This is a genomic window from Luteibacter sp. P4_E6 (assembly GCF_056401535.1).
This window is the reverse complement of record NZ_JBFUJE010000018.1, coordinates 1-25,435: the sequence shown is the minus strand read 5'-3', so window position 1 is coordinate 25,435 and position 25,435 is coordinate 1. Positions and strand designations below refer to the sequence as shown.

The window sequence follows — 25,435 nt, the reverse complement described above, 5'->3', positions numbered from 1 at the left end:
TCGCGAAAGCCCGCGGCGTGATCTCGATCAACCACCCGCGCCGCCCGAACGACGAGACCTGCATGGGTTGTGGTTTCACGCCGCATAACATCGTCGATATGCACGGCTTCCAGGCCATCGAGGCCGTCAACGGCGGCGACGCGGAGCGAGCGGACAGCGGCATCCCGTTCTGGGAGGCGCAGCTCGATGCTGGCCTGCGTATCACCGGCATCGGCGGTAGCGACAGTCACGATGGCAGCGACGCGCCGCGGGATACGTTCGCTGGACGCATCGGCTCGCCGACCACCGTGGTGCATTCGCGGGAGCTGTCGATGGAGGGCATCCTCGACGGCATTCGCGCGGGGCACGTGTTCGTCGATGTGGAAGGTACACGTGATCGGTCGCTGGAGATCCAGGCTACCGCGGGTTCGAAGACAGTGGAAATGGGTGACGCGCTGGCTGTTGCAAAGGGAGCGTCAGTGCATGTGGTCGTGCGTACCTCGGCACTCGGCGGTCAACCGCTGCGTGTACTCGACAGCGGCAAGCCGATCGATCTCGCTGGGCATGACCTCATCCCGCCGAGTGGCGAGCTGGCGTTCGACTGGATGAGCGACGGCAAGCCGCATTGGTTGCGCGTGGATGTGCGCTCACCCGAAGGCAAGCTGCTGATCCTCGGCAATCCCGTGTACATCAATCACTGACGACCGCCGGGCAAGGGCGTGCGCGCCAGCGCCCAGACATCCACCCGTTCGACTCCCACGGCGAGCAGTGCGTTGGTACATTCGATGAGGGTGGCCCCGGTGGTCATGACATCGTCGACGATCGCGACATGCTTTTGCACCGGTACGCGGCGTACGGCAAAGGCGCCGCGTACGTTGCCGAGGCGTGCGGCGGCGTCGAGCTCGGACTGGGCGTCGGTGCGGCGTGCGCGATAGAGAACGTCGTTGTTAACGGGGACGCGATAGCGCCTGCCCAGCGGTCGCGCCAGCTCGAGTGCCTGGTTGTAACCGCGCGAACGCAGGCGACTCAGGTGCAACGGGACAGGTAACAGCAGTTCGGGCACCGACGGCGGTGGGCCTGCATCCATCCAGGCATCGGCGAGCACGCGGCCCGCGGCAAGGCTACCGGCGAACTTGAAGCGCGTTTCGAGCGAGTCCAGCGGCCACCCGTATTCGTACGGCACCCAGAGGTCAGCCCAGGGACGCGATGCCATCCGGCATGCATCGCATTCGGCAATCGGCGTGGGCAGCGGAAGCGCGCAACGTCCACAGCAGGCGAGGTTGCGCGGCAAGGCGGCGTAACAGGCGCGGCAGAGTTCACGCGCCTCATTACCCTGGTCACCGCAGACCAGGCATCGCGGCGGGAGGACGAAACGGCCGGCCGCCGCGATCCATCGAGTGAAGCGGGACGCGTCCATGCGTCGGCGAATCGATCAGTCGCGCCGGCGGAACATGGCCGCATCGACGATCGACCACAGATGGATGATCCAGCCAAGCCAGATCACCCACAGAACAGCGGCCAGCACGAACATGAACAGTGCCTTGAAAACGCGCCCCTGCACCAGCTGACCGAGGCCGGGGATGACGCAACTGCAGATCGCGGCAAGTACGTTGCCGCCGCTGCCTTGTCCATCGCTCATGTGGAATCCTCCTGTGTGGACGACTTCATAGTAATTGAGTATCCGGGAGCACGCCGTTTGCCGTTGACCGGCCGTTAAGTTTGGCGACACGCCCCTCTGCGTCATCGTGCCGATCGCTTCGAGGGCCAGTGCCATTCGTCTACAGTCCACCGCGTCGGATTCGTGGACGAAGTCATCCGCGCGATTTTTCAGAATCCTCCTAGAGCCAACGCTGCATGGGCGTTGCTATCGTCCGCTTCCCACGCACCCCGACCTTCGACGCACACCGGCGTGAAGGCGCGGCTTACGGGTGAGCCTGCTAGTGCGTTCAGAATGGCAATGCGCGCGTGCGACCGTCGCGCTAGGACGACTAGGCAGCCGTGGACGAAATATTTGATGTCATCACCGGTAGGTCATACGGCATTGCTCACCTCAGGACCAAGGTAATTTCGTACCGCCTACTGCTTGATAAGCAGCAGGTGTCGGTGGACCTGCACGTGTACTACGCCAATCACTGCTATACCCGCTCGCGAACAGCTAAGGATCCTGAAGAGGCGGTTCTTTTCCGCGAGTGGAAGAAGGACGACACGCTCGACGAGCGCGTTTTTTGCTCACAGCGATACAAATTCTCTCTTCAGCTTCCACGGCTAATTGAAGATCTAAGCCACGCGGTGTGCTATCGAGGCAATGACAACCACGTCTTCTACCGCCTGAAGAGCGACCCGAAGGCCCGGTGCAGTATCAATGGTTGGTACATCTKCGGCCGACTCGATAGCAGCGCAAGACATCAGCAGTTGCGCTTGAATATCCGTAGCGTCCACTACCGCACTAACCAACCCGGCCGAGGGTGATGGGATTCTGAGCGGCAAGGGTGGGTATCGCCGATGAATCGGCTCTACCGTGCGAGGGCGAGCTTGGTCAACTTTTGTGGATAGTCCAAGGTTGACAGTGACCCTGCCGGCGCCGACACTTCGCGCCTTCGCCACGGGAGCCCACCATGACCGCAGCCATCCGCCACGACTGGTCCCGCGAGGAGGTTGAACACCTTTTCGCCCTGCCCTTCAACGACCTGCTCTTCCAGGCGCAGACCGTGCATCGCCAGTACCACGACCCCAATGCGGTCCAGGTGTCGACCCTGCTGTCCATCAAGACCGGCGGCTGCCCTGAGGATTGCGCCTACTGTCCGCAGGCCGCGCGCTACTCCACCGGCGTGAAAGCCGAGAAGCTGATGAGCGTGGAAGCCGTGCTCGAGCGCGCCAAGGCGGCCAAGGATGCCGGCGCCAGCCGCTTCTGCATGGGCGCCGCGTGGCGTTCGCCGAAGGACCGCGACGTGGTCAAGGTGGCCGAGATCGTGGCCGCCGTGAAGGGCCTCGGACTGCAGACCTGCGCGACGCTCGGCATGCTGTCCCAGCCGCAGGCCGACACGCTCAAGGCCGCCGGCCTGGACTTCTACAACCACAACCTGGATACCGCGCCGGAGTTCTACGGCGAAATCATCCAGACGCGCGAGTTCCAGGACCGTCTGGACACCCTCGACCACGTGCGCCAGGCCGGCCTGAAGACCTGCTGCGGCGGCATCGTCGGCATGGGCGAATCGCGTTCGCAGCGCGCCGGACTGATCACGAGCCTGGCGAACCTGCCCGAGCATCCCGAATCCGTGCCGATCAACCGGCTGGTCCAGGTCGCCGGCACGCCGCTGGCCGGCACCGAAGCGCTTGATCCCTTCGAATTCGTGCGCAGTATCGCGGTCGCGCGCATCGTCATGCCTGCCTCCGTCGTGCGCCTCTCCGCGGGCCGCGAGTCGATGGACGATGCCCTGCAGGCGCTATGCTTCGCTGCGGGCGCCAATTCGATCTTCTACGGCGAGAAGCTGCTGACCACGGGCAACCCGGACGTGGAGCACGACCGCCGTCTGTTCGAACGCCTCGGCCTCAAGCCGATGGAAGTCGAGATCGAGCCGGGCACGGTTCACGCGGACATCGTCGAACGCGCCGACGCGGCGTGAGCCGGCCGGACCTCCGTGCCCGTGTGGAAGCCGCGCGGGCACAACGCGAGCGGGATGGCTTGTTACGCCGCCCGCGCACGTGCGAGGTCACGCCGGACGGCCAACGTCTCGTCGATGGGCGGACGCTGGTCGATTTCTGCGGCAACGATTATCTCGGCCTCGCCCGTCATCCGGATCTGATGGCGGCGCTAAGTCGTGCGGCGGCCGTCGAAGGCGTCGGCACCGGCGCCGCGCACCTGGTCTCCGGCCATCGCGGTGAACACGCCGCGCTCGAGGAAGAGCTGGCCGACTGGACCGGTCGCGAACGTGCCGTGCTGTTTTCCACGGGTGTGATGGCCAACCTGGGCGCCTTGCAGGCGTTGCTCGGTGCCGGCGGCCTGCCCGGCCGCGGTGACGCGCTTTGCGTGCAGGACCGCCTCAACCACGCCAGCCTCATCGACGGCGCCCAGTTGGCCGGTGCGGAGCTTCGCCGCTATCCGCATGCCGATGCCGAAGCCGCGGCACGGCAGCTGGATGCGCGGCCTGACCACCCGGCCCTGCTTGCCACCGATGGCGTCTTCAGCATGGACGGGGATGTCGCCCCGCTGGCGGCGCTGGCCACGCTCTGCCGGAAACGTCACGCCCTCTTTTACGTCGACGATGCCCACGGCCTYGGTGTGCTGGGCACCCAGGGCGCCGGCAGCGTCGCCGCGGCCGGTCTCGACGCGACGCAGGTGCCGGTGCTGATGGGCACGCTTGGCAAGGCGCTGGGAACGGCGGGAGCCTTCGTTGCAGGCGATGCCTCCCTGATCGAGGCCATCGTCCAGTTCGCGCGCCCTTACATCTACACGACGGCGATGCCGGCCGCCCTGGCGGCGGCGACGCGCGCCTCCCTGCGCCTGGTGCGCGCCGACGCGGACGGACGCCGCGAGCAGCTCGCGGCAAATATCGCCCGGTTCCGCCTGGGCGCCGGTCAGCTCGGGCTATCCGTGATGCCGTCATCGACCGCGATCCAGCCCTTGCTCATCGGTCCGGCCGAGGGCGCCCTGAGCGCCTCGCGAGCCCTGGAAGCCGCCGGCTTCCTCGTGGTCGCCATCCGCCCACCCACCGTGCCGCAGGGCGCCGCCCGGCTGCGGATCACCCTGTCCGCGGCGCATACACCGGACCAGATCGACGCCCTGCTGGATGCCCTTGGCCGCCTCCCCGGACCCGCCGGGACCGCCGCCGTATAATGGGCGGCCGCGTCCCTCCCCCTATGCCCATGTCGATCCTCAACATTTCCGCCTACAAGTTCGTCGGCCTCGACGACCTGGACGCGCTGCGCGCGCGGATGGTCGAGCGCTGCCACGCCCTGGCGCTGAAGGGAACGATCCTGCTCGCGCCGGAGGGCATCAACCTCTTCCTGGCCGCGCCACGCGAAGCGATCGACGCCTTCATGGAATGGCTGCACGAGGATCCGCGCTTCGCCGACATCGCACCAAAGGAGAGCCTCTCCGATGACGTGCCGTTCGGACGCATGCGCGTGCGCCTGAAGAAAGAAATCATCACCATGCGCGCGCCGTCGATTCGTCCCGAAGAAGGACGGGCGCCGCATGTATTGCCGGTGGATCTCCGTCGCTGGCTGGATCAAGGACACGATGACGACGGCCGTCCGGTCGTGCTGGTCGATACACGCAACGACTACGAAGTAGCGGCTGGCACGTTCGAGAACACGGTCGAATACGGCCTGTCGAGTTTCACCGGTTTTCCCGAAGCCATCGCCGCGGACCGCGCGCGCTTCGACGGCAAGACCGTGGTGTCGTTCTGCACCGGCGGCATCCGCTGCGARAAGGCGGCCATCCACATGCGCGAGATCGGCATCGACCATGTCTTCCAGCTCGAAGGCGGCATCCTGAAATACTTCGAAGAGGCCGGTGGTGCGCACTGGCGCGGTGACTGCTTCGTCTTCGATGAGCGCGGCGCGGTCGATCCGACGCTCGCGCCGAGCGACGCGCCGTGAGCGGATTGCACGTCGAGCGTCACGGCGATGGCGAGACACCGCTGGTGCTGATCCACGGCTGGGCCATGCACGGCGGCATCCTTGCGCCGCTGGTCGAGGCACTGGCGTCGCGCTACACAATGTATGTGGTCGACCTGCCGGGTCACGGCTACTCCCGTGACTGCGACATTCCGCTCGAACCGCTGGCGTGCGCGAAGGCGATCGCCGCGGTTACCCCGCCGGCGACATGGCTGGGCTGGTCGCTCGGCGGGCTGGTCGCGCTCACCGCGGCGCTCGACCTGCCCGACCACGTCACCTCCGTCGTCGCGATGTGCTCCACGCCGCGCTTTGTTCGCACCGAAGGCTGGCCTTACGGTAACGACGCGGCCATGGTGGAGAAACTCGCCGCCGACCTGGAAGCCGACTACCACGGCACGCTGGAGCGCTTCATCGCGCTTGAGGCCATGGGCAGTGCCGATCCACGCGCCGAGGCCCGACGCCTCAAGGAAGAAGCCTTCTCTCGCGGCGAACCCGACCCGCGCGTGCTGATGGAAGGCCTTCGCCTGCTCGAAAGCACCGACCTGCGATCGCGCCTTTCCGAACTGCGTAAGCGCAGCCTCTGGATAGCCGGCCGACGCGACCGCATTGTTCATCCCGAGGCCATGCGTTGGTGCGCCGAGGCGGCTGGCGGCCGCTTCGAAGAAATCGCCCACGCCGGCCACGCCCCCTTCATCGGACACGCCATCGCCGTGGCCGATGTCCTGACGCAGTTCACCGAAGCAGACGCATGAGCGACTTTCATTTCGACCGGACCCGGATCAAGCGTAACTTCGGTCGCGCCGCCGGCACCTACGAGAAGCACGACGCGCTGCAGCGCGAGGTGCAGTCGACCCTGGTCGACCGTCTCGACATGTATGAGCAGGTGCCCGAGGTCATCCTCGATGTGGGTGCGGGTACCGGCCGGGGCAGCGCGGCACTGAAGAAGCGCTATCCGAAGGCCCAGGTGATCGCGATGGACCTCGCGCTGCCGATGCTGCGTCAGGCCCGGCAGCACAGCAGCTGGCTGAAGCCCTTCTCGCGCGTCGCCGCCGATGCGTACACGCTGCCGATGCCCGACCACAGTGTCGACATCCTCTTCTCCAATCTTTGCTTCCAATGGTGCGAGGACGTCGGCCGTCTGTTTACCGAGTGCGCACGCGTACTCAAGCCCGGCGGCCTGCTCACGTTCTCCACGTTCGGCCCCGACACGCTCAGCGAGCTGCGCGCCGCCTGGGCGGAAGCCGACCAGCACGCCCATGTCGCACGCTTCCTGGACATGCACGACGTCGGCGACGCCATGTTGAGCGCCGGCTTGCGTGATCCTGTGTTATTCGCCGAGCGCTACACCCTCACCTACCCCACGCCACGCGCGTTGCTCGACGAATTGCGCGGCCTCGGCGCAAACAACGCCGACGCCGACCGCCAGCGCGGCCTGACTGGCAAGCATCATTACCGACGCATGCTCGATGCCTACGAGGCGATGCGGAACGAGGGCGTCATTCCCTCGACCTGGGAAGTGGTGACCGCACACGCGTGGGGCCCGCCGGCCGGACAGTCGCGCCGCGAAGGCAGCGGCGAGATTGCGAGCTTCCCCATCGAGAACCTGCGCGGCTCGCGGCGAAAGACGCCCTTCTGATGGACGTGCGTCAGGGGCCTGCGCGGTGCTTACAACCGGGCTCGTGACCGTCGACCATGCCGGTGGCCTGCATCAGCGCATAACAGATGGCCGTGCCCGCGAAACGAAACCCCCGCTTTTTCAGCGTCGCGCTCATGACATCGGACGCATCGCTACGCGAGCGCAGGCCGAACATGTAACGCGGCGGCGTGGAGATAGCTTCGCCATCAACGAGGGCAAAAAGAAACCTCGACAGCGAGCCCTCGCTTTCGATCAACCGGAGTGCCGCCCTCGCATTGCCACGCACCGAGGCGATCTTGAGGCGATGACGAATGATGCCGCGGTCACGACGAACCACGGCGAGTTCGTCGTCAGTCATGGCGGCGATGCGCACCAGGTCGTAATCGTGAAAGGCCCGGCGGTAGTGTTCACGTTTTCCAAGCACCGTTCGCCATGACAAACCGGCCGCCGCCCCGCGCAACGTGATCAATTCGAAGAGATGGCGATCGTCGCGGACCGGCAGCCCCCACTCGGTGTCGTGATAGACGCGTTCAGCGTCGTTCTGCTCGGCCCAGGCGCATCGCATGTCCCGTCTCACACGTCCTGAAGAAGGGACGAGAATAGCCACGCAAAGCGGCTGCGGATGTCCGCTTCAGATAGCGTGGGCCGTGCGAATGCTTACCAGGGAAGGTCGTCCAGATCGACGTTGCCGCCAGTCAATACCGCACCGACGCGTCGTCCCCTGATTCGCTCCGGATGCCGCAGCAAAGCGGCAAGAACGGTCGCGCTCGATGGCTCGACCACGATGCGCAACTCGGACCAGAGCAGGCGCATGGCGGCAATGACTTCGGCATCACTGACACGCAGCACGGTGACGCCCTGCTCGCGCAGGACATGAAAGTTCGGTTCGCCGATCAGTGTTCTCAGCCCGTCGCAAATCGTGTGCGGCGTGAACGGCCCGACACGCACGTCGGCTTCCAGCGAGCGTGCGGCATCGTCAGCGCCCTCGGGCTCGGCACCGAACAACGTGATGGCAGGGTCGATGCCATGAGCGGCGATCGAACACCCCGAGGCCAACCCACCACCGCCCACGGGAAAGATGATCGTGTCGATCCCGGGAGACTGCCGCAAAAGCTCCGGCACGAGCGTTCCCTGACCTGCCATGACTCGGGAGTCGGCATAGGGATGCACGAGGGTCGCGCCCGTGCTGGCGATCAGTTCGGCGGCTTTCGCCTCGCGCGCGGCCGTCGTCGGCGCGCAACGATGTACGGAAGCGCCTGCCGCGACGATCGCATCCACCTTGGTTTTCACGGCGCCTTCGGGGACCACGACGTGCGCCGTGATCCCGCGCGTGCGCGCCGCCATCGCGAGGGCATTCCCGTGATTGCCTGAGGAGTGGGTGACGACACCGCGTGCGGCGTCTTCGTCGCTCAGTGACCACACGGCGTTGGTCGCGCCGCGAAACTTGAAGGCCCCGCCACGCTGCAGGTTCTCGCACTTGAAGACGACCGCCGCGCCGGCCAGCGCGTCGATGCGGTCGCTGCGAAGTATGGGTGTCACCAGCGCATGGGGTGCGATGCGCGCAGCGGCGTCGCGTACGTCGGCGAAGGTCGGCAAGGTCACGTATCGAACTCCACACCGCAGACGAAGCGACGCTCCTGGCCGGCGGCCAGTGTGATCAATGGCGTGCAGTCGTCGCGATTGAAGGCATCCGGCATGCATTCCATCGGTTCCAGCGCCACAGACTTGCGCGCGTCGCGGTCTGCAGTGTCTGCCGTGAATACGAGCATGACGCCTCGCTCCTGCCACACGGCGATGCCCGCACCCGTTTTCGGGTCGCGCAGATGCGTGCGCGCCTTGCCATCCGAGTCGAGCTGGAGGTCGGCATAGGTGTGGTTGAGTTCGGTACCACCGATGGGGCGCGCCTTGCGGAAATCGAGCGAACGGTCGGCCTTGTCCATCGCTTGCCAGGCGCTGGTGCCCGGCAGGGGAATGAAATCCTTGTCCGTGGCGATGACCTTGTCCGCGGGCACCTGAAGCTCCCAGGTCTCGATTGGATGATCCGAGAGTCGGAAGTACGGATGCCAGCCGAAGAACGTGGGCGCGGCGTGTTCGCCGACATTACGCGTCTTCGCTTCCACCGTGAGACCGTGCTCGTCGAGGGTGAAGGTCACGCTGAAATCGAGCGCGAACGGGTACCCGGGATTGACGCCCGGGCGGATCGCGTCGGTGACGAGCGTGACCGACGCCTTATCATCGTCGCCATGTTCGCGCTGCACGTCGAACAGCGTTCCGCGGAGGAACCCGTGCCGACTGGCGCGATCGGCGCCGACAGCACCTGGCTGCAAGTCGTAAGTGGTTCCTTCAAAGGTGTAGCGCGAATCGTTAACGCGGTTGGCGAACGGCGTCATGATGGCGAAGCGCGACCCCTTATGTCCGACCAGCTCCTTTTCGTTGCGAAAACCGTCGGTCACGGCGCGCGTCTCGTCGCGCCAGCGGGTGGTGATCGAGAGCACGGTGGCGCCACGCCGGGCGATACGGACCTCGCGATCGGCATCGGCATCGACCAGCACCACCAACTCGTTGGCGCCCAGGGTGGAGCGCGTCACGGTGAATCGGGACATGGGGAGGCTTCCTTTTGACGAATCCGACCGCATGTTAGCCTGCCTGTCAGACCAGAACATGTGTTGTCTTACCGCCATGAGTGATCGTTCCGACGCCCCCACGTCCGTTATCCGCCTCGCCGACTACCGCCCGCCTGCATGGGCCGTGGAGGAGGTGGCTCTCGAGTTCGACCTCGGTATCGACCACACCGAGGTCATCAGCCGCCTTACCCTGGTGCGGCAGGCCGACGAGCCCATTCGCCTGAACGGCGAAGGCATCGAGTTACTCGAGCTGACCCTGGATGGGCGACGGCTGGGCGACGGCGAGTACATCCTCGCCAATGGCATGCTGGAAGTCGCGGTGGACGCCGACCGCTGCATCCTGGGTGCCCGCGTGGCGGTCCGGCCGGCGGAGAACACCGCCTTCGAGGGCCTGTACCTTTCCGGCAGCCGCGACCGCGGTTTCCTGCTGACCCAGTGTGAAGCCGAAGGCTTCCGTCACATCACCTATTTCCCCGATCGGCCCGATGTCCTTTCGAAGTACACGGTGACGCTGCGCGCCGACCGCCAGCGTTTCCCGGTGTTGCTCGCCGGCGGCAATCCCGACGGCGAGGGCGACCTGCCCGATGGCCGTCACTGGGCACGCTTCGTGGATCCTCATCCGAAGCCGAGTTACCTGTTCGCCCTGGTCGCGGGACGCCTGGAACGGATCAGCCACGACTACACCACGGCCGATGGCCGCGCGGTGGCGCTGCACATCTGGGCCGAGCCCGATGTCATCGATCGCTGCGACTACGCGATGGACTCCCTCATCCGCAGCATGCAGTGGGACGAGCGCGCGTACGGGCGCAACTACGATCTCGATGTGTTCCACGTCGTCGCCACCCACGACTTCAACATGGGCGCGATGGAGAACAAGGGTCTCAACATCTTCAACGCGAAGTACCTCCTGGCCGACCCGGATTCGAGCACCGATGACGAATACCGCCACGTGGAAGCCGTCGTCGCCCACGAGTACTTCCATAACTGGAGCGGCAACCGCGTCACCTGCCGCGACTGGTTCCAGCTCAGCCTGAAGGAAGGGCTCACGGTGTTCCGCGAGCAGAGCTTCTCCGCAGACATGAATTCGGTCTCGCTCAAGCGCATCGAAGACGTTGCGTTGCTGCGCCGTGCGCAGTTCCCCGAAGATGCCGGTCCGCTGTCGCATCCGGTACGTCCGTCGCAGTACAGCGAGATCAACAACTTCTATACCGCCACCGTGTACGAGAAAGGTTCCGAGCTGGTCCGCATGCTCGCCGGCCATCTCGGCCGCGACGGCTTTCGCAAGGGCATGGACCTCTACTTCGATCGCCACGACGGCGATGCCGCCACGATCGAGGACTTCCTGAAGGCCCTGGGCGACGCCAATGGCACCGATCTGTCTGCTTATCTGGCGTGGTACAGCCAGGCAGGGACGCCGCGCCTGACCGCTGAAGCGCGCTACGACGCGGCGCAATCGCGCTATCGGCTCACCCTGCGCCAACGCACGCCGGCCAGCGCCGGGCAGACGGTCAAACACGCGCTGCCCATCCCGGTGCGGTTGTCACTGTTCGACGCGACGGGCAAGGCGCTGCCGCTGCGGCTCGAGGGCGAGGCCACGACGGGCGCTGCCGAGCGCACGATCGTGCTCGATGGCGCCGAACGCAGCATCGTCTTCGAAGACATCCACAGCGCGCCGGTCCCCTCGCTGCTACGCGGGTTCTCGGCGCCGGTGATCCTCGAGTTCGACTACGCGCCAGAAGAACTGGGCGTGTTGCTTCGCCACGATCCGGACGGCTTCAACCGCTGGGAAGCCGGGCAGCAGCTCGCGGGCCTCGCCTACGACGACTGTCGCGACCGAAAGGACGACGGTGCGGCTATCGGCGCCTGGACGACGGCGCTCGCCCAACTGTTCGGCGATCCCTCCGTCGAAGACGCGCTGCTCGCCGAACTGCTCACTCCACCGGGTGAGATCGAGCTGGTCGAGCGCCAGCCCGAGCGAGATCCGGACCGCATCCGCGCCAGCCGTCAGGCCATGCTGCAGGCGTTGGCCAGCAAGATCGGCGTCCCTGCGCTACGCGCGCGTTACGACGTCCTTCGCACCGCCACCAGCGGATCGCTCGATGCGGCAAGCCAGGCCCAGCGCCAGCTGAAGCGTCGTGTGCTGGACCTGCTTTCGCTGGTCGACGAGAACCACGCCCGCGAGCTGGCTCGCGCGCAGTACGACGAAGCACCGGGCATGACCGACCGCCTGGCGGCGCTGGCGACGCTGGCGACGATCGATCCCGCAGGCGCGGCTCCGGCCTTCGCCCACTTCCGCAAGAAGTACGAGTCGAACGCCCTTGCGCTCGACAAGTGGTTTGCCGTGCAGGCGCAGCTGCCGGGCGAGACGGCCCTGGGGCGTATCCAGACGCTGGAACGCGACGACGCGTTCACGCTGAAGAACCCGAACCGTGTGCAGTCATTGCTTGGCAGCTTCGCGCGGGCCAATCCGAGCGGCTTCCACCGTGCGGACGGCGCGGCCTATCGCTGGCTGGCGGACCGCCTCGTGGCGATCGACGCCCTCAATCCGCAGGTCGCCGCGCGCGTGGCGACGGCCTTCAATGGGTGGAAGCGCCTGGAGCCCCTACGTCGCGAGTCAGCGCATGCCGTGGTTGCGGAACTGGCTGCACGCAAGGATCTGTCGCGCGACCTGACCGATATCCTCGCCCGGGTCGCCCTGGGCTGAGCCCAGGGTCAGTCGTTCAGTCCGGCCAGTGCTTCGCGAATGCGCGCGAGGCGCTGCTCGATGCGCGGACGAAGGCGGCCCTGTTCCGCGGCGTTGCGTTCGTTGAGCCTTTCCATCGCCATTTCCAGGCTGCCCATTTCGATGAGCAGATCGTGGTGGCGAATCATGGGTTCGTTAGTGGACATGACAGCGTTCATGGCGTTCAGCCCCTTCCCTCGGTGGTCACGATGCTGCAATGCATCGGCCGTGCCACGCGTTTCACCGCGCGATAAAATGTGCGCTGGATCACACAGGGTCTCGCTCCGCAGGAGAAACTGACGTACTGCGTCACCAATTGCCGAAATCGAGCACTTCGTTGACGAAAAAGTCACACACAGTTCATTCGTTCGGTGTAGTGTTCAATTCAACGAAAAAAAGCCGAGGCGTTGGCCTCGGCTCTTCGTGCCAGTCACTCGGTTTCTGGCGCCCGGCAGCACGGTCATCCTGGATTCCCCCTGTTCCTGAGACCGCCGGGCGCCAGATCTCATTCGATAAACCGAATGGGGCATCCTTGCCCACATCCCGCTTCCTTCTCCCGGCACACGACCAAACCCCTGTCGTTCGGTCTCGGCGCGCGTGTGATCGCGCAGCGTCTGCCCGGGTGAAGTGCACGGAATAGCAAGCACAAGCCATGCCAGAACCTGCCGAAGGCGAACCGCGTTGCAACGCAGCGCGGTTCGTCCGGCAGGCGTAAAATGGCCGCCTTGGCCCTACGCCCGAAACCCTGACCATGCTGCATACAGAAACCTACGACGTGATCGTGGTCGGTGGCGGACACGCCGGCACCGAAGCCGCGCTCGCGTCTGCTCGCGCCGGCGCCCGCACCCTGCTGCTCAGCCACAACATCGAAACGATCGGCCAGATGAGCTGCAACCCGGCCATCGGCGGCATTGGCAAGGGGCACCTGGTCAAGGAGATCGACGCCCTCGGTGGCGCCATGGGCCGTGCGGCGGATCGCGCCGGCATCCAGTGGCGCACGCTCAATGCGTCCAAGGGCCCGGCCGTCCGCGCGACACGCTGCCAGGCCGACCGCTCGCTCTACAAGGCGGCGATCCGGCTCATGGTGGAAACGCAGCCCAATCTCGTGCTGTTCCAGCAAGCCGTCGACGACCTCATCCTCATCGATGGTCGCGTCGCCGGCGTGCGTACCCAGATGGGCCTCGACTTCCACGCGCCCGCCGTCGTGCTGACCGCAGGCACCTTCCTTGCCGGCAAGATCCACATCGGTTCGGCGCAGTACGCCGGTGGCCGGGCGGGCGATCCGCCGGCGTCGACGCTCGCCGCGAAGCTGCGCGAGCTGCCGGTCGCCGCCGACCGCCTCAAGACGGGTACCCCGCCGCGCATCGACAGCCGCAGCATCGAATTCTCGGTACTCGAGGAGCAACCGGGCGACGACCCGATGCCGCACTTCTCGTACATGGGCTCGGCAGCGGAACACCCGCGGCAGGTGAGTTGCTGGATCACCCACACCACCGAAGCCACCCACGACCTGATCCGCGGCTCGCTCGATCGGTCACCGCTGTATAGCGGACAGATCGAAGGGGTCGGCCCACGTTATTGCCCGTCGATCGAAGACAAGGTGGTCCGCTTCGCCGACAAGACCTCGCACCAGATCTTCGTCGAACCGGAAGGCCTGGACACCTTTGAGATCTACCCCAACGGCATTTCCACCTCCCTGCCCTTCGACATCCAGTACGCGCTGGTGCGGTCCATCCCCGGTTTCGAGCGCGCGCACATCACACGCCCGGGCTACGCCATCGAATACGACTACTTCGATCCGCGCGGCCTGCATCCGTGGCTGGAAACCAAGGGCATTCCCGGGCTGTATTTCGCCGGGCAGATCAACGGCACGACCGGTTACGAAGAGGCGGGCGCGCAGGGACTCATCGCCGGCATGAATGCTGCGCTTGCCGTGCGCGGCGAAACGCCGTGGTACCCGCGCCGCGACGAGGCCTATATCGGCGTCCTCATCGACGACCTCACGACGAACGGCACGATCGAGCCGTATCGCATGTTCACCTCGCGCGCCGAGTACCGCCTGCACCTGCGCGAAGACAACGCCGACCTCCGCCTGACGCCACACGGCTACGCGCGCGGCGTCGTCTCGGAGGAACGCTTCCGTCGTTTCGAGGCCAAGCGCGACGCGGCCGAGCGCGAAACCGCGCGCCTGCGCGGCATCTGGGCGGCGCCGACCAATGCGCTGGGCGCCGCTATCGAGCGCTCGCTAGGTATCGCGGTCAGCCGCGAAACGCACGCCCTGGACCTGCTTCGTCGGCCCGAACTCAACTACGCCACCCTCACCGGCGTGCCCGAACTGGGGCCCCCAGTGGAGGACGCGGAAGTCGCCACGCAGGTGGAGGTGCAAGCGAAGTATTCCGGCTACCTGGAGCGCCAGCGCGACGAGATCGAGCGTCAGCGCCGACATGAGGCCACGGCGATTCCCGAAGGTTTCGACTACGACCGCGTGCGAGGACTCTCCGCTGAGGTATTGCTCAAGCTGAAGCGGACGCTTCCCGTCACCATCGGCCAGGCATCGCGTATCAGCGGCGTGACCCCGGCAGCGATCTCGCTGTTGCTGGTGCACCTGAAGCGCCGCGCCGCGTAGGCGCATGTGCCAACCAGCAGGCGGCGGCGCGCTGGTCCATCTGGCATCATCGACGATAGTCAGTGCATCAGTGAAAAGGTAGGCCATGCAAGTCTGGATCGGACGTAACGGTGAGCGCTTTGGTCCCTACACGGACGACGAAATCCGTCAGTGGCTGCGTGACGGCACCTGCCGCGCCGACGAACTCGGCTGGTACGACGGCATGGTCGACTGGCGTCCGCTGGGGGAGCTGTTCCCGGAAGAGCGCCCCGCCGCCGCCGAGGGCGTCCCACCCATGCCGCCGTCTCCGCCGCCCTTCCTGGGCGTCACCGACGTGGCTACGCCGGAATACGCGGGCTTCTGGCTGCGTTTCGGCGCCTGGGTGATCGACTACCTCATCCTCATCGTGCCGTTCACCTTCATCGCGCTGGGCATGGGGCTCAGCGCCATCGCGACCAGCTTCATGGAGCAGATGAAGACCGACCAGGTCGCAGCGCTGCAGGCGTACGGCGAGGCCATGCTGCCGATCACTTACGTCCTGATGGTCGTCGGCTTCGTGTACTACACGCTCTTCGAGGCTTCGAAGTGGCAGGCCACCCCGGGGAAGATGGCCGTCGGCATCCGCGTCACCGACACCGAGGGCCAGCGCATCTCGCTCGCCCGCAGTGCCGGCCGCAATGCCGTACGCCTGACCAACGTGCTGCGCTTTCCGGTGCCGCTTCCGCTGATCTGTTACGTGGTCGCCGCCTTCACCCAGCGCAAGCAGGGCGTGCATGACCTCCTGGCCAAGACCTACGTATTGACGGGTCGTGCGGACCAGGCCACGGCGCCGGTCGCCGCGCCACGCAACGGCGATAGCGGCCGCTTCGACGCCTGATCGCCCTGCCCGCCCCGGCCTCCCGGCCTCCCGGCCTCCCGGCCGGGGCCTCGCCTGTGCTTGCTATCATCTACGGCTCGAACCGACGTTTCGGCCGGCCGAGCAACGCACAGGAACCACATGCAGAGCATCGAACAACGAATTGCCCAGGACATCGCCGCGAAGCCCGAACAGGTTCGCGCAGCGGTGGAACTTCTCGACGGCGGCGCCACCGTGCCGTTCATCGCCCGCTACCGCAAGGAAGTGACCGGCGGTCTGGATGACATTCAGCTGCGTCTGCTCGARGAGCGRCTGCGCTACCTGCGCGAGCTCGAAGACCGCCGCGCTSCCATCCTCGACAGCATCGTCGAACAGGGCAAGATGACCGACGCCCTCAAGGYGGATCTGCTCAGCGCCGACACCAAGGCGCGTCTGGAGGATCTCTACCTCCCGTTCAAGCCCAAGCGCCGCACCAAGGCCCAGATCGCCCGCGAAGCCGGCCTGGAGCCGCTCGCGCTCGGCCTGCGCGAAGACCCCACGCAAGACCCGGAAACGTTCGCTGCGGGCTTCGTCGACGCCGATAAGGGCGTTGCCGACACCAAGGCCGCCCTGGACGGCGCGCGTGCCATCCTCATGGAGTCCATCGCGGAAGATGCCGCGCTCGTCGGCGAACTTCGTGACTGGCTGTGGGAAAAGGGCCAGATCCGCGCCGTCGTCGTTGCCGGCAAGGAGAATGAAGGCGCCAAGTTCCGCGACTACTTCGACCATAGCGAAGCCGTGTCGAAGATCCCCTCGCACCGCCTGCTCGCGCTGATGCGCGCACGCAACGAAGGTGTGCTCGAGATCGACCTCAACCCCGGCACCGACGCCGACCAGGGCCATGCCGAGGGCGAAGGCCGTGTCGCCGCGCGTGCCGGTATCGTCAATCGAAACCGCGCTGCCGATGCCTGGTTGCGCGAAACCGTGCGACTGACCTGGCGCGTGAAGCTGCATCTCCACCTCACGCTCGATCTGTTCGGCCGCGTGCGCGAAGGCGCCGAGGACGAAGCCATCCGCGTGTTTGGCGACAACCTGAAGGACCTCCTGCTCGCCGCACCCGCCGGCGCGAAGACGGTCATGGGCCTGGATCCGGGCATCCGTACCGGCTGCAAGCTGGCGATCGTGGATGYCACAGGCAAGCTGGTCGCGTTCGATACGATCTACCCGCACGAACCGCGCAACCAGTGGGATCAATCCGTGGCGCGCATCGCGCAGCTGAGCAAGCAGCACGGCGTGAACCTCATCGCCATCGGCAACGGCACCGCCTCGCGCGAGACCGACAAACTCGCGGCGGAAGTCATCAAGAAGCACGCCGACCTCAACCTGTCCAAGGTCGTCGTCAGCGAAGCAGGCGCGTCGGTTTACTCCGCATCCGAGTTGGCCTCCAAGGAGTTCCCGGACGTCGACGTRTCGATCCGCGGCGCCGTTTCCATCGCGCGCCGCCTGCAGGATCCGCTGGCCGAACTGGTGAAAATCGAACCCAAGGCCATCGGTGTCGGCCAGTACCAGCACGACGTGAACCAGGTGAAGCTCGCGCGCGCCCTGGACGCCCGCGTCGAAGACTGCGTGAACGCGGTGGGCGTCGACGTCAACACGGCATCGGCACCCCTGCTCGCACGCGTGGCCGGCCTGTCCAGCAGCGTCGCGGAAAACGTCGTCAAGCACCGCGATGCCAACGGTCCGTTCCCCAGCCGCAAGGACCTGCTTAAGGTACCTCGCCTCGGTGACAAGGCCTTTGAACAGTGCGCGGGGTTCCTGCGTATTTCCGACGGCAGCAATCCGCTGGATGCCAGCTCGGTGCATCCGGAGGCGTACCCGGTGGTCGAGCGCATCCTCAAGCAGTGCGGTCGCGAAGTGAAGCAGGTGATCGGCGATACGTCCTTCCTGCGCAGCCTCAAGCCCGAAGACTTCACCGACACGACCTTCGGCGTGCCGACCGTGCGCGACATCCTCAAGGAACTCGAAAAGCCCGGTCGCGATCCTCGCCCGGAGTTCGTCGCGCCCAGCTTCGCCGAAGGCGTCGAGGACCTGAAGGACCTGAAGGTCGGCATGGTGCTCGAAGGCCGCGTGACCAACGTTGCCGCGTTCGGTGCCTTCGTCGATATCGGCGTCCACCAGGACGGCCTGGTTCACGTGTCCGCGCTGTCGCACACCTTCGTCAAGGATCCCCGTGATGCGGTGAAGGCCGGCGACGTGGTCAAGGTCAAGGTCATGGAAGTGGACCTGCCGCGCAAGCGCATCGCCCTCACCATGCGCCTGGACGACGTGCCCGGTGAAGCCCGCGGTGGCCGCCCGGCACAGCCGAACGATGGCGCGGCCGGTGGTGGTGGTAGTGGTGGCGGCAATCGTCGCGGTGGTCAGGGCGGCGGCAGCCGTCCCCCGCAGCCACCCAAGCCCGCCGCCGCACCGGCGAACAGCGCCTTTGCTGACGCGTTCTCACGCGCCCAGAAGAAATAAGACGACGCTTCCACCGGGCGGGGAGCGCCCGGTGGAAGCGCACTTATTCGGCAACTTCCGAGAAATTTCTTAACGCCCACGGCTTCTCCCGCTCAGGTAGGAGCCGATTCATCGGCGAAAGGGTGCCCGCCACAACTTGGCCCGCTGCCGCGGGATCGCCGATGTATCGGCTCCTACATTTCACGGCCACGACCTGCGTGGCTGCCGGTGCGGCGGCGCAGCATGCGCCGGCGTATGGCTTCCATTACCGTAACGTTTCTCTAACGCCCCACACACGGAGTGATCTACATGCGTATTCGCTATCTTGCCGGTGCCATTGGTACGGCCCTTCTGTTCAGTGCCGGGGCGCACGCCGACGGGTTCAACCAGGTCGTTTCGTTCGGCGACAGCCTGAGCGATAGCGGCAACGTCTCCATTCTGTCCGGCTCACCGGTCATTTCCCGCTTCACGACCAATCCGGGCTCGACCGCCGTCGAGAACATCGCGAAGTACTTCAATCTCTCGCTGAACCCGTCGCTGGCCGGCGGCACCGATTACGCCTTCGGTGGCGCCCGCGCCACCATCCCGAACCCGGTTCCGGGTACCGGCGCGCAGATCCAGCAGTACCTGACCTCGACCGGCGGCAAGGCCGACCCGAACACGCTCTACACCATGTGGATCGGCGCCAACGACCTTCTCGCCGCGACCGCCAACCCGGCTACCGCGCAGGTTGTCGTCGCCACCGCCGCGTCGCAGGAAGTCGGCCAGATCAAGGCACTGCAGGCCGCTGGCGCGAAGACCATCGTCGTCTTCAACCTGCCAGACGTCGGCAAGACGCCCGCGGCCATGTCGCAGGGCGCCGCTGCTTCGGCAGGCATCACCCAGCTGACCCAGGTCTACAACGGCATCCTCTCTGGCGGCCTGGCCTCGGCCCAGCGCGGCATCGTGCCGATCGACACCTACGCGCTGCTCAACGAAGTCATCGCCAGCCCGAGCACCTACGGCTTCAGCAACGTCACGGTGCCGGCCTGCACCACGGCCAGTTCGATCACCTGTACGCCGGCAACGCTGCGCGATCCGAATGCTGCGTCGACCTACCTGTTCGCCGACGGCATCCATCCGACGACGGCCGCACACGCCCTGCTCGGCCAGTACGCCCTCTCGATCATCGAAGCACCGCAGAAGATCTCGCTGCTGGGCGAAGCCGGTCTCGCCACGAGCGAAGCGCACACCCGCGTGCTGCGCAACCAGATGATGGCCGACAACTTCGGTGCCGGTACGCGCGTCTTCGCGTCGGCCGAATATGGCCAGCAGACGTTCAAGAGCGGCGACACCTCGCCGAAGACCGACAGCGACAACGTCAACCTGACCATCGGTGCCGACGCCAAGGTCAATGAAAACATCTCGGTGGGCGTCGCCATGGGCGTGGCCTCGACCAATGCCGATTTCTCCGGCGGTGGCGGTTACAAGATGACCGATCTCGCCGGCTCGGGCTACGCGTTCTACCACGCCGGTGGCGGCTACGTCGGTACCTTCCTCAGCTTCGGCCAGCTGAGCTTCACCGACATCGACCGTCGCATCGACCTCGGTGCCGCGCGTCGCACGGAAACGGGCAAGGCTGACGGTTCGCACGTCGGCGGTGGCCTGCAGGGCGGCTGGTGGTTCGGTAGCGAGACGCTGAAGACCGGCCCGTTCGTCAGCCTCACCTTCGAACAGCTGCGCGTCGACGGCTATAACGAGTACGGCGGCGACAGCACCGCGATGAACTTCGGCAAGCAGACCCGTAACTCGCGCATCGCCACCGCCGGCTGGCGCGTGCAGGGTTCGTGGCAGTCCGGTAACACCGTGCTGCACCCGTTCGCAGAAGTGGCTTATAACCGCGACGGTCGTGCCGACGCCCGTTACATCGATGCCGGGCTCATGAGCATGAGCGGCAGCTTCGAACTGCAGGGCTTCACGCCCGATAAGACCTGGGCCACAGCGGACCTCGGCGTCACCGCCGACCTCAACCAGACCTGGAGCGCCTGGGCTGCCTACAGCGGCCGTTTCGCCGACAAGACCCAGCGCGACAACAGCCTGAACCTCGGCGTGAAGATGGCATTCTGATCAAGCCGACCAAGGGGATCCCTACGTGGGATTCCCTTGGCGCTCTGTGTGGGAGCCGCTTCAGCGGCKAAAAAAAAACGCCGGCGCAAGCCGGCGTTTTTTTGTCTTCGCGAGTAGTGCGAATTACTTCTTGCCGTTACCGCCGGCCTTCGCGTACATCGCTTCGGCCTGCTTGCGCAGATCGTTGGCGGCGTCGTCGGAGAGGACGTCGGTCTTGCTGCCGGCCTGGTTTTCCTTCAGGACCAGCTCACCGGCATCGTTCCAGCCTGCGCGCTCGGTCGAGGTCGGCTTGCCGTCCTTGCTCGGCTTCTTCTCCTGAATGACGACCCAGGGCTTGCCGTTCTTGTAGGCGAAGTCGGTAGCAGTGAAGCCCTTGTCGCCGTAATCGACGAGCTCGCGCACGAACTGGACGTCGTTACCCTTCTTGAAGATCTGCCAGCCATGGGACTCGCCGTCTTTCAGCGCCGTGCCCTGGGTGACCTTCATGCCGCCGATGTTCTTCTTGACGCTGTTGAAGCCGTTGAGCTCCTTCTCGCCCGGCGTGGCTTCGCCGACCAGCTGGATGTTCGCGACGTTCTTTGCGCCCTTGGTCAGGACCGGGGTCTTCAGCGGCGACGAGTAATGACGATCACCGTCCTGCAGGGACACCTCGACGATGTACATGTCGTTCGGATTGAGGTCCGTGGCATTGAAGTCGAGCTGGAACTGCGCCGGCAGGGTCACCGGGGCGATCGTCTTGGTCGCCAGCGGCTGCGAGCCTTCGGCGGTCACGTCGATCAGCTTCAGGTCGAGCTTGGCGTCTGGCGAAAGCTGGGCGCCAGCATCACGCAGGGAAACACTGCCGGTAACGGCGTTGGCCGGGCCGGACGCCTCAGGCGTGCCACCCGCGGCCTGCTGGCCGTTGTCGGAAGAGCCGCCGCAGCCGGCGAGGGCCAGTGCGGCCACGGATGCGAGCGACAAGAAAATCCTGCGCATGGTCGAACCTCGTAACGGAACGGAAAGAAGGTATGAGTCACGGAAGATACGCGCGCGCATGGCGCAAGACCTTCCGGGGGGAACCTTGGAGCATACCGGCAAATGCGCCGCTGGAAAAGTCAAGGGTGAAAATCCCTAGGAATTCGTAACTGCGGGCCGGTTGGCAAGCTGGCAGTCAGAAATGCCGAAAATCGGCAAGCCCCTGATCGACAAACGGTTTGCGAACAGACCACTTCCAAAAAAAAGGCCACCCGAAGGTGGCCTTTTCTTGCGATCCAGGCCACCAACCCGAAGGCTGGTGGCTTCGATCCGACTTCGATGGATCAGAAGTCGTAGGTGATACCGAAGCGAGCGTAACGCGGGGTCGACGAGAACACCGTCGCCTTGTAGTTCGACTCGACGCCCGACGAGGTACCAGCCTGCGGATAGATCTGCATCGTTTCGCGGCTGTTGAACACGTTGAACACCGTGATGTTGAACGCGAGCTTCTTGTCGGCCCAGACCGGACGGTACTCAGCGCTCAGGTCGAACAGGTAGAGCCACGGGGTGTGACCCATGGAACCCGGCGACGACGGCTGACCGTAGCAGTAGTGATAGAAATCACCGTAGCCGACCGGATYGGACTGATCCGCACCGTACTGACCAAGGCACGACTTCGGCGCACCCGACGAGATCGACAGGTTGCCGGAGAGCAGGAACTCTTCCGTCAGCTGGTAGGAGCCGTAGGCCTTGACCACGTGACGGCGGCTGTTGGACAGCTCGCCACCCGAGTATTCCATCAGCTGCGGGAAGTCCCAGTCGACCGTCGCCGAGACGTCCTTCTGGTTGATGTCCGAGCGGACCTGACCTTCCGAGTTGCCGTAGCTCTTCGAGTAGACGTAGTCGAGCTTGCCGTACCACTTACCATCGAACGGATGCTCGAGGTACATCTCGAGACCGTAGTAGTTACGCTGCAGCTTCGGGAAGCCGAAGTCGCCATTCGACACGTTGGCCTGGTAGTAACCACCCTGCGTGTTCGGCACCAGGAACTGCGAAGCGCGGCCCGGGTTGAACAGGTAGCTACCCTGGATCGTACCGATCGTGGTCGGATCGACGCCCTGGTTGATCAGCGTCTGACGGATGATGTCGGAATCGCCGACGTCATCGATGGCGTTACGCAGCTTGCGCAGCGTGGCCTTCGCGCCGTAGACCCACTTGTCGCCCAGGGTCTTGTCGAAGCCGAGGATGAACTCATCCTGGTATTCCGACTTCAGGTTGCGCGAAGCAGCCGTGTTCGGATCGCGCTGGATGCCGTACTCGCCGTTGGCCGAGATCGGGCCGCCGGTGGCGGTCTGGATCGGGGTCAGGCCGGTCGGCTGGCCGAGCGAATCGATACCCGTGTAGGTGAAGTACTCGCGGGTGTAGAGCGACTGACCTGCCGAACGCAGAGCGACCGATGCCGGCATCGCGAGGTAGTAACGACCCGCGTTGGCGTAGATCTTCAGGCTGGAATCGCCGTTGACATCCCAGGTGGCACCGAGGCGCGGCGCCCACTGCGGGCTACGCAGGCGCAGGTACGCCGAACCGCTCGTATCGTAGTTGGTGAACTGGTCGTTACGCAGACCGACCTTCACCAGCCAGCGGTCGTTGACCTGCCAGGAATCTTCGATGTACTGCGCGCGCTGCGTCGTACGGACCGAGGCGGTGGTGTTGAACTTGTACTTGTCGACGAAATAGCCGCCCGGACCCGGGTTGCCGACGTAGTTGCTCGCGCCCGGCTCGCCAACGATCGGCGCGCCTTCATCGGTCTGGCCGTAGACCCACGCATAACCCGGACCGGTGGTGAACTGGCCGTCGTCCTTGTCGCGAATATTCTGGTTATCGATACCAGCGGTGATCGTGTGATCGCCGATGTGATAGCTCAGATCGATGCGCAGGTTCGTGTTGGTCGACTTGTGGTTCGCAGCGAACGACGTGGCAGCCGGATTGTCGTTCGTAATCGGGTTGCCGCCGTTCAGCGCCGGATCCTGGAAGGCCGGGCTGGTGATGTGCGGGTTGGTCGACGACGAAACGTCCGTCGAGTACGTGCCCTTCATCTTGCCGTAGAGGGCCGTCAGGGTCAGGTCGTCCGTGATGTAGCTGGTGAACTTGGCCGAGTACAGATCCGCGCCGGTCTTGTTCAACGTCGGGTTACCCGAGGTGTCCTGGCCGATGTACGCGCCGCGCTGCAGCGTGTTGTAGTCGAAGTTGTACTGCGAAGCGTTGTAGTTCTGCTTGTTCGACGCACCGGTAACTTCGAGGATGTTGCTGTCGGTGATGTTCCAGTCGAGCTTGGCGTAGTACTTCGGATTGCGGGTGTGCTGATCCTGGTAGGTCGGCGTGTCCTGGGTCTTGACGTTGGTCGCCTCGGTACGCTCCTGCTCGGCGGCAAGGAAGATGTACAGCTTGTCCTTGATCAGCGGACCACCGACGTAGGCCGACTCGACGGTGCGGGTCTGCTTATCGCGCTGGTTGTACTTGTAGATATCGCCGGCGGAATGGTTGGGGCTGTCGATCACATAGTGATCGTTACCCGGTGCCGAGGCGGCGCCGCTGGGTTCCCACAGGATCTGTGCACCGAAGTGCCACTCGTTCGTGCCGCGCTTACCGACCTGGCTGATCACGCCACCGGCCGAACGACCATAGGCCGCACCGTAACCGCCAGCGAGGATTTCCTGCTGGTCGATCGCGCCGTAAGGCAGGGTGATGCCGCCGAAGCCGCTGAGCGGATCCGTGGTGTTGAAGCCGTTGATGTAGTACGCGTTCTCGGTAACCGAGCCGCCCGCGATCGAGACCAGGCTGTTACCGGTCGGACCCTTGAAGTAGCCGCTACCACCGACAGCACCCGGAGCCAGCAGCGCGATCGCTTCGGCAGTACGGGCGAGCGGAAGCTTGGCGAGCTGCTCGGAGGTGATGACCGTGCGCGAGTCGACCGTCGAGACGTCGACCGGCGGCAGGCTGTTGGCGGTGACCGTGACCGAGTCGAGCGACTGCGCCGAGGCGGCGGTTGCTGCGGCGGCGAACGAGACGTCCGAACCCTTGCCAACCGTCAGGCTGACGTTCTTGCGGGAATCGACGACGGCGCCGTTGCGCTTGAGGTCGACGTTGTACGTGCCGACGGGCACGTTGCTGATCTGGAAACGGCCCGACGCGTCAACCGGGATTTCGCGGTTGAAGCCGGTGTTGCCGGTGATCTGAACGGTGTCGCCCGGCTGGGCGGTACCGAAGATGTTACCGCTGGTGGCCTGGGCGAAAACGACGCCCGTGCTGCCCAGACCCATCGCGAGGGCAATAGCCAACGCCGAATGACGCAGGGCGGAACCCTGCCGGATGATGCGAGAACTCATGAGCAAATCTCCCCAGATCGACCCAACCGGGTCTGAAAACGAGCAAAAACCGACGCCAGGCCGGTAAAAAATTGGCGGCCTCGTCGGTGCTCGTTTCAAGGGGATGGAATCACCGCCACTCCTCCCAGAGTGACAAGCGCCCCCATAAAAACTGCTCCCGACAAGTCCTACGACTCGTACTGAACGGGAGCAGCATCACAGTTTGTGAATGCCCCGCCCAGATTCGTCGATGCCGAACATAGGCTTAGGGGGCTTGTCGTGTCAACAAATTATTTACAACGGCACACTGTCTACGTAACGCTTGGGAGAGCGCTATCTAACGATGAAATCCTTATCTGACAAGCACCTGACTCAAAAAGGCCACCGGGAAGCCCGGTGGCATCTGGGGAGACGCTTGGCATTCCRGTCCGTGGATGCTTTGTTCTGGTGACTCGTTTGTTCTGTTCCGGTGAAGGCCACCGGGGTGGATGCCC

Annotated in this window: 19 protein-coding genes; 11 read left to right on the top strand and 8 right to left on the bottom strand. The window is 65.1% G+C overall.

Annotated features, from left to right (window positions below):
- Positions 1-680, top strand: a 680-nt coding sequence (locus AC1DT2_RS02785) for a CehA/McbA family metallohydrolase (protein WP_477294105.1), incomplete at its 5' end; no start/stop codon positions are given.
- Here the strand turns inward: AC1DT2_RS02785 and AC1DT2_RS02780 are convergent.
- Both AC1DT2_RS02780 and AC1DT2_RS02775 read right to left on the bottom strand, forming a co-directional pair.
- Positions 674-1,396 (bottom strand): ComF family protein, encoded by a 723-nt coding sequence (locus tag AC1DT2_RS02780; protein WP_477294103.1) that lies wholly within the window; start codon positions 1,394-1,396, stop codon positions 674-676. The genes AC1DT2_RS02785 and AC1DT2_RS02780 overlap by 7 nt on opposite strands.
- Positions 1,397-1,411: 15 nt before the next feature.
- Complete coding sequence (locus tag AC1DT2_RS02775) at positions 1,412-1,618, bottom strand: hypothetical protein (protein WP_063572572.1); 207 nt, start codon at positions 1,616-1,618, stop codon at positions 1,412-1,414.
- A 976-nt stretch (positions 1,619-2,594) separates the two neighbouring features.
- Here AC1DT2_RS02775 and bioB point away from each other — a divergent pair.
- From bioB to bioC, 5 genes are read left to right on the top strand one after another with little or no spacing between them, the layout of a single operon-like run.
- Positions 2,595-3,602: a biotin synthase BioB gene (gene bioB, locus AC1DT2_RS02770; protein WP_477294101.1), complete on the top strand. Its 1,008-nt coding sequence runs from the start codon at positions 2,595-2,597 to the stop codon at positions 3,600-3,602.
- On the top strand, positions 3,599-4,813 hold the full coding sequence (gene bioF / locus AC1DT2_RS02765; protein WP_477294099.1) for an 8-amino-7-oxononanoate synthase: 1,215 nt from the start codon (positions 3,599-3,601) through the stop codon (positions 4,811-4,813). The genes bioB and bioF overlap by 4 nt, the downstream gene beginning before the upstream one ends.
- Before the next feature lie 29 nt (positions 4,814-4,842).
- Complete coding sequence (locus AC1DT2_RS02760; RefSeq protein WP_063572154.1) at positions 4,843-5,580, top strand: sulfurtransferase; 738 nt, start codon at positions 4,843-4,845, stop codon at positions 5,578-5,580.
- Positions 5,577-6,350 (top strand): pimeloyl-ACP methyl ester esterase BioH, encoded by a 774-nt coding sequence (bioH, locus tag AC1DT2_RS02755; RefSeq protein WP_477294096.1) that lies wholly within the window; start codon positions 5,577-5,579, stop codon positions 6,348-6,350. Before AC1DT2_RS02760 ends, bioH begins: the two co-directional genes overlap by 4 nt.
- The gene (gene bioC / locus AC1DT2_RS02750; protein ID WP_477294094.1) at positions 6,347-7,234 is read left to right on the top strand and encodes a malonyl-ACP O-methyltransferase BioC; all 888 of its coding nucleotides are present in this window, start codon (positions 6,347-6,349) and stop codon (positions 7,232-7,234) included. The genes bioH and bioC overlap by 4 nt, the downstream gene beginning before the upstream one ends.
- A gap of 10 nt (positions 7,235-7,244) precedes the next feature.
- Here the strand turns inward: bioC and AC1DT2_RS02745 are convergent, their stop codons facing one another.
- The 3 genes from AC1DT2_RS02745 to AC1DT2_RS02735 form a co-directional block, all read right to left on the bottom strand.
- Positions 7,245-7,799 carry a DNA-3-methyladenine glycosylase I gene (locus AC1DT2_RS02745; RefSeq protein ID WP_477294092.1) on the bottom strand — a complete coding sequence of 185 codons (555 nt, stop codon included), beginning with the start codon at positions 7,797-7,799 and terminating at the stop codon, positions 7,245-7,247.
- A gap of 92 nt (positions 7,800-7,891) precedes the next feature.
- A complete protein-coding gene (locus AC1DT2_RS02740; protein ID WP_477294090.1) occupies positions 7,892-8,836 on the bottom strand; it encodes a threonine ammonia-lyase in 945 nt (314 codons plus the stop codon).
- Entirely contained in the window at positions 8,833-9,837 is a 1,005-nt protein-coding gene (locus tag AC1DT2_RS02735) for an aldose epimerase family protein (RefSeq protein WP_477294088.1), read from the bottom strand. Before AC1DT2_RS02735 ends, AC1DT2_RS02740 begins: the two co-directional genes overlap by 4 nt.
- A 76-nt stretch (positions 9,838-9,913) precedes the next feature.
- On the opposite strand from AC1DT2_RS02735, the gene pepN reads away from it, so the two are divergent.
- Positions 9,914-12,562 carry an aminopeptidase N gene (gene pepN / locus AC1DT2_RS02730; RefSeq protein WP_477294086.1) on the top strand — a complete coding sequence of 883 codons (2,649 nt, stop codon included), beginning with the start codon at positions 9,914-9,916 and terminating at the stop codon, positions 12,560-12,562.
- Positions 12,563-12,570: 8 nt separating this feature from the next.
- Here pepN and AC1DT2_RS02725 read toward each other — a convergent pair whose 3' ends face one another.
- Complete coding sequence (locus tag AC1DT2_RS02725) at positions 12,571-12,747, bottom strand: hypothetical protein (RefSeq protein WP_477294084.1); 177 nt, start codon at positions 12,745-12,747, stop codon at positions 12,571-12,573.
- Between the two features lie 584 nt (positions 12,748-13,331).
- Here AC1DT2_RS02725 and mnmG point away from each other — a divergent pair.
- From mnmG to AC1DT2_RS02705, 4 genes are all read left to right on the top strand, one after another.
- Complete coding sequence (gene mnmG / locus AC1DT2_RS02720) at positions 13,332-15,206, top strand: tRNA uridine-5-carboxymethylaminomethyl(34) synthesis enzyme MnmG (RefSeq protein ID WP_477294082.1); 1,875 nt, start codon at positions 13,332-13,334, stop codon at positions 15,204-15,206.
- 85 nt (positions 15,207-15,291) lie between these two features.
- Positions 15,292-16,062: an RDD family protein gene (locus AC1DT2_RS02715; RefSeq protein ID WP_477294080.1), complete on the top strand. Its 771-nt coding sequence runs from the start codon at positions 15,292-15,294 to the stop codon at positions 16,060-16,062.
- Positions 16,063-16,182: 120 nt separating this feature from the next.
- Positions 16,183-18,537 (top strand): Tex family protein, encoded by a 2,355-nt coding sequence (locus AC1DT2_RS02710; protein ID WP_477294078.1) that lies wholly within the window; start codon positions 16,183-16,185, stop codon positions 18,535-18,537.
- Between the two features lie 288 nt (positions 18,538-18,825).
- Entirely contained in the window at positions 18,826-20,622 is a 1,797-nt protein-coding gene (locus AC1DT2_RS02705; RefSeq protein ID WP_477294076.1) for an autotransporter outer membrane beta-barrel domain-containing protein, read from the top strand.
- Positions 20,623-20,745: 123 nt separating this feature from the next.
- Here the strand turns inward: AC1DT2_RS02705 and AC1DT2_RS02700 are convergent, their stop codons facing one another.
- On the bottom strand, positions 20,746-21,597 hold the full coding sequence (locus AC1DT2_RS02700; RefSeq protein ID WP_213949146.1) for a YbaY family lipoprotein: 852 nt from the start codon (positions 21,595-21,597) through the stop codon (positions 20,746-20,748).
- Between the two features lie 323 nt (positions 21,598-21,920).
- The gene (locus tag AC1DT2_RS02695) at positions 21,921-24,962 is read right to left on the bottom strand and encodes a TonB-dependent receptor (protein ID WP_477294073.1); all 3,042 of its coding nucleotides are present in this window, start codon (positions 24,960-24,962) and stop codon (positions 21,921-21,923) included.
- Between the last annotated feature and the right edge of the window lie 473 nt (positions 24,963-25,435).

Excerpts from the sequence above, each read along its gene's own strand:
- AC1DT2_RS02780 (WP_477294103.1), bottom strand. The coding sequence starts at position 1,396 with ATGGACGCGTCCCGCTTCACTCGATGGATCGCGGCGGCCGGCCGTTTC.
- AC1DT2_RS02775 (WP_063572572.1), bottom strand. The coding sequence starts at position 1,618 with ATGAGCGATGGACAAGGCAGCGGCGGCAACGTACTTGCCGCGATCTGC.
- bioB (WP_477294101.1), top strand. The coding sequence starts at position 2,595 with ATGACCGCAGCCATCCGCCACGACTGGTCCCGCGAGGAGGTTGAACAC.
- bioC (WP_477294094.1), top strand. The coding sequence starts at position 6,347 with ATGAGCGACTTTCATTTCGACCGGACCCGGATCAAGCGTAACTTCGGT.
- AC1DT2_RS02745 (WP_477294092.1), bottom strand. The coding sequence starts at position 7,799 with ATGCGATGCGCCTGGGCCGAGCAGAACGACGCTGAACGCGTCTATCAC.
- AC1DT2_RS02735 (WP_477294088.1), bottom strand. The coding sequence starts at position 9,837 with ATGTCCCGATTCACCGTGACGCGCTCCACCCTGGGCGCCAACGAGTTG.
- pepN (WP_477294086.1), top strand. The coding sequence starts at position 9,914 with ATGAGTGATCGTTCCGACGCCCCCACGTCCGTTATCCGCCTCGCCGAC.
- AC1DT2_RS02725 (WP_477294084.1), bottom strand. The coding sequence starts at position 12,747 with ATGTCCACTAACGAACCCATGATTCGCCACCACGATCTGCTCATCGAA.
- mnmG (WP_477294082.1), top strand. The coding sequence starts at position 13,332 with ATGCTGCATACAGAAACCTACGACGTGATCGTGGTCGGTGGCGGACAC.
- AC1DT2_RS02715 (WP_477294080.1), top strand. The coding sequence starts at position 15,292 with ATGCAAGTCTGGATCGGACGTAACGGTGAGCGCTTTGGTCCCTACACG.
- AC1DT2_RS02705 (WP_477294076.1), top strand. The coding sequence starts at position 18,826 with ATGCGTATTCGCTATCTTGCCGGTGCCATTGGTACGGCCCTTCTGTTC.
- AC1DT2_RS02700 (WP_213949146.1), bottom strand. The coding sequence starts at position 21,597 with ATGCGCAGGATTTTCTTGTCGCTCGCATCCGTGGCCGCACTGGCCCTC.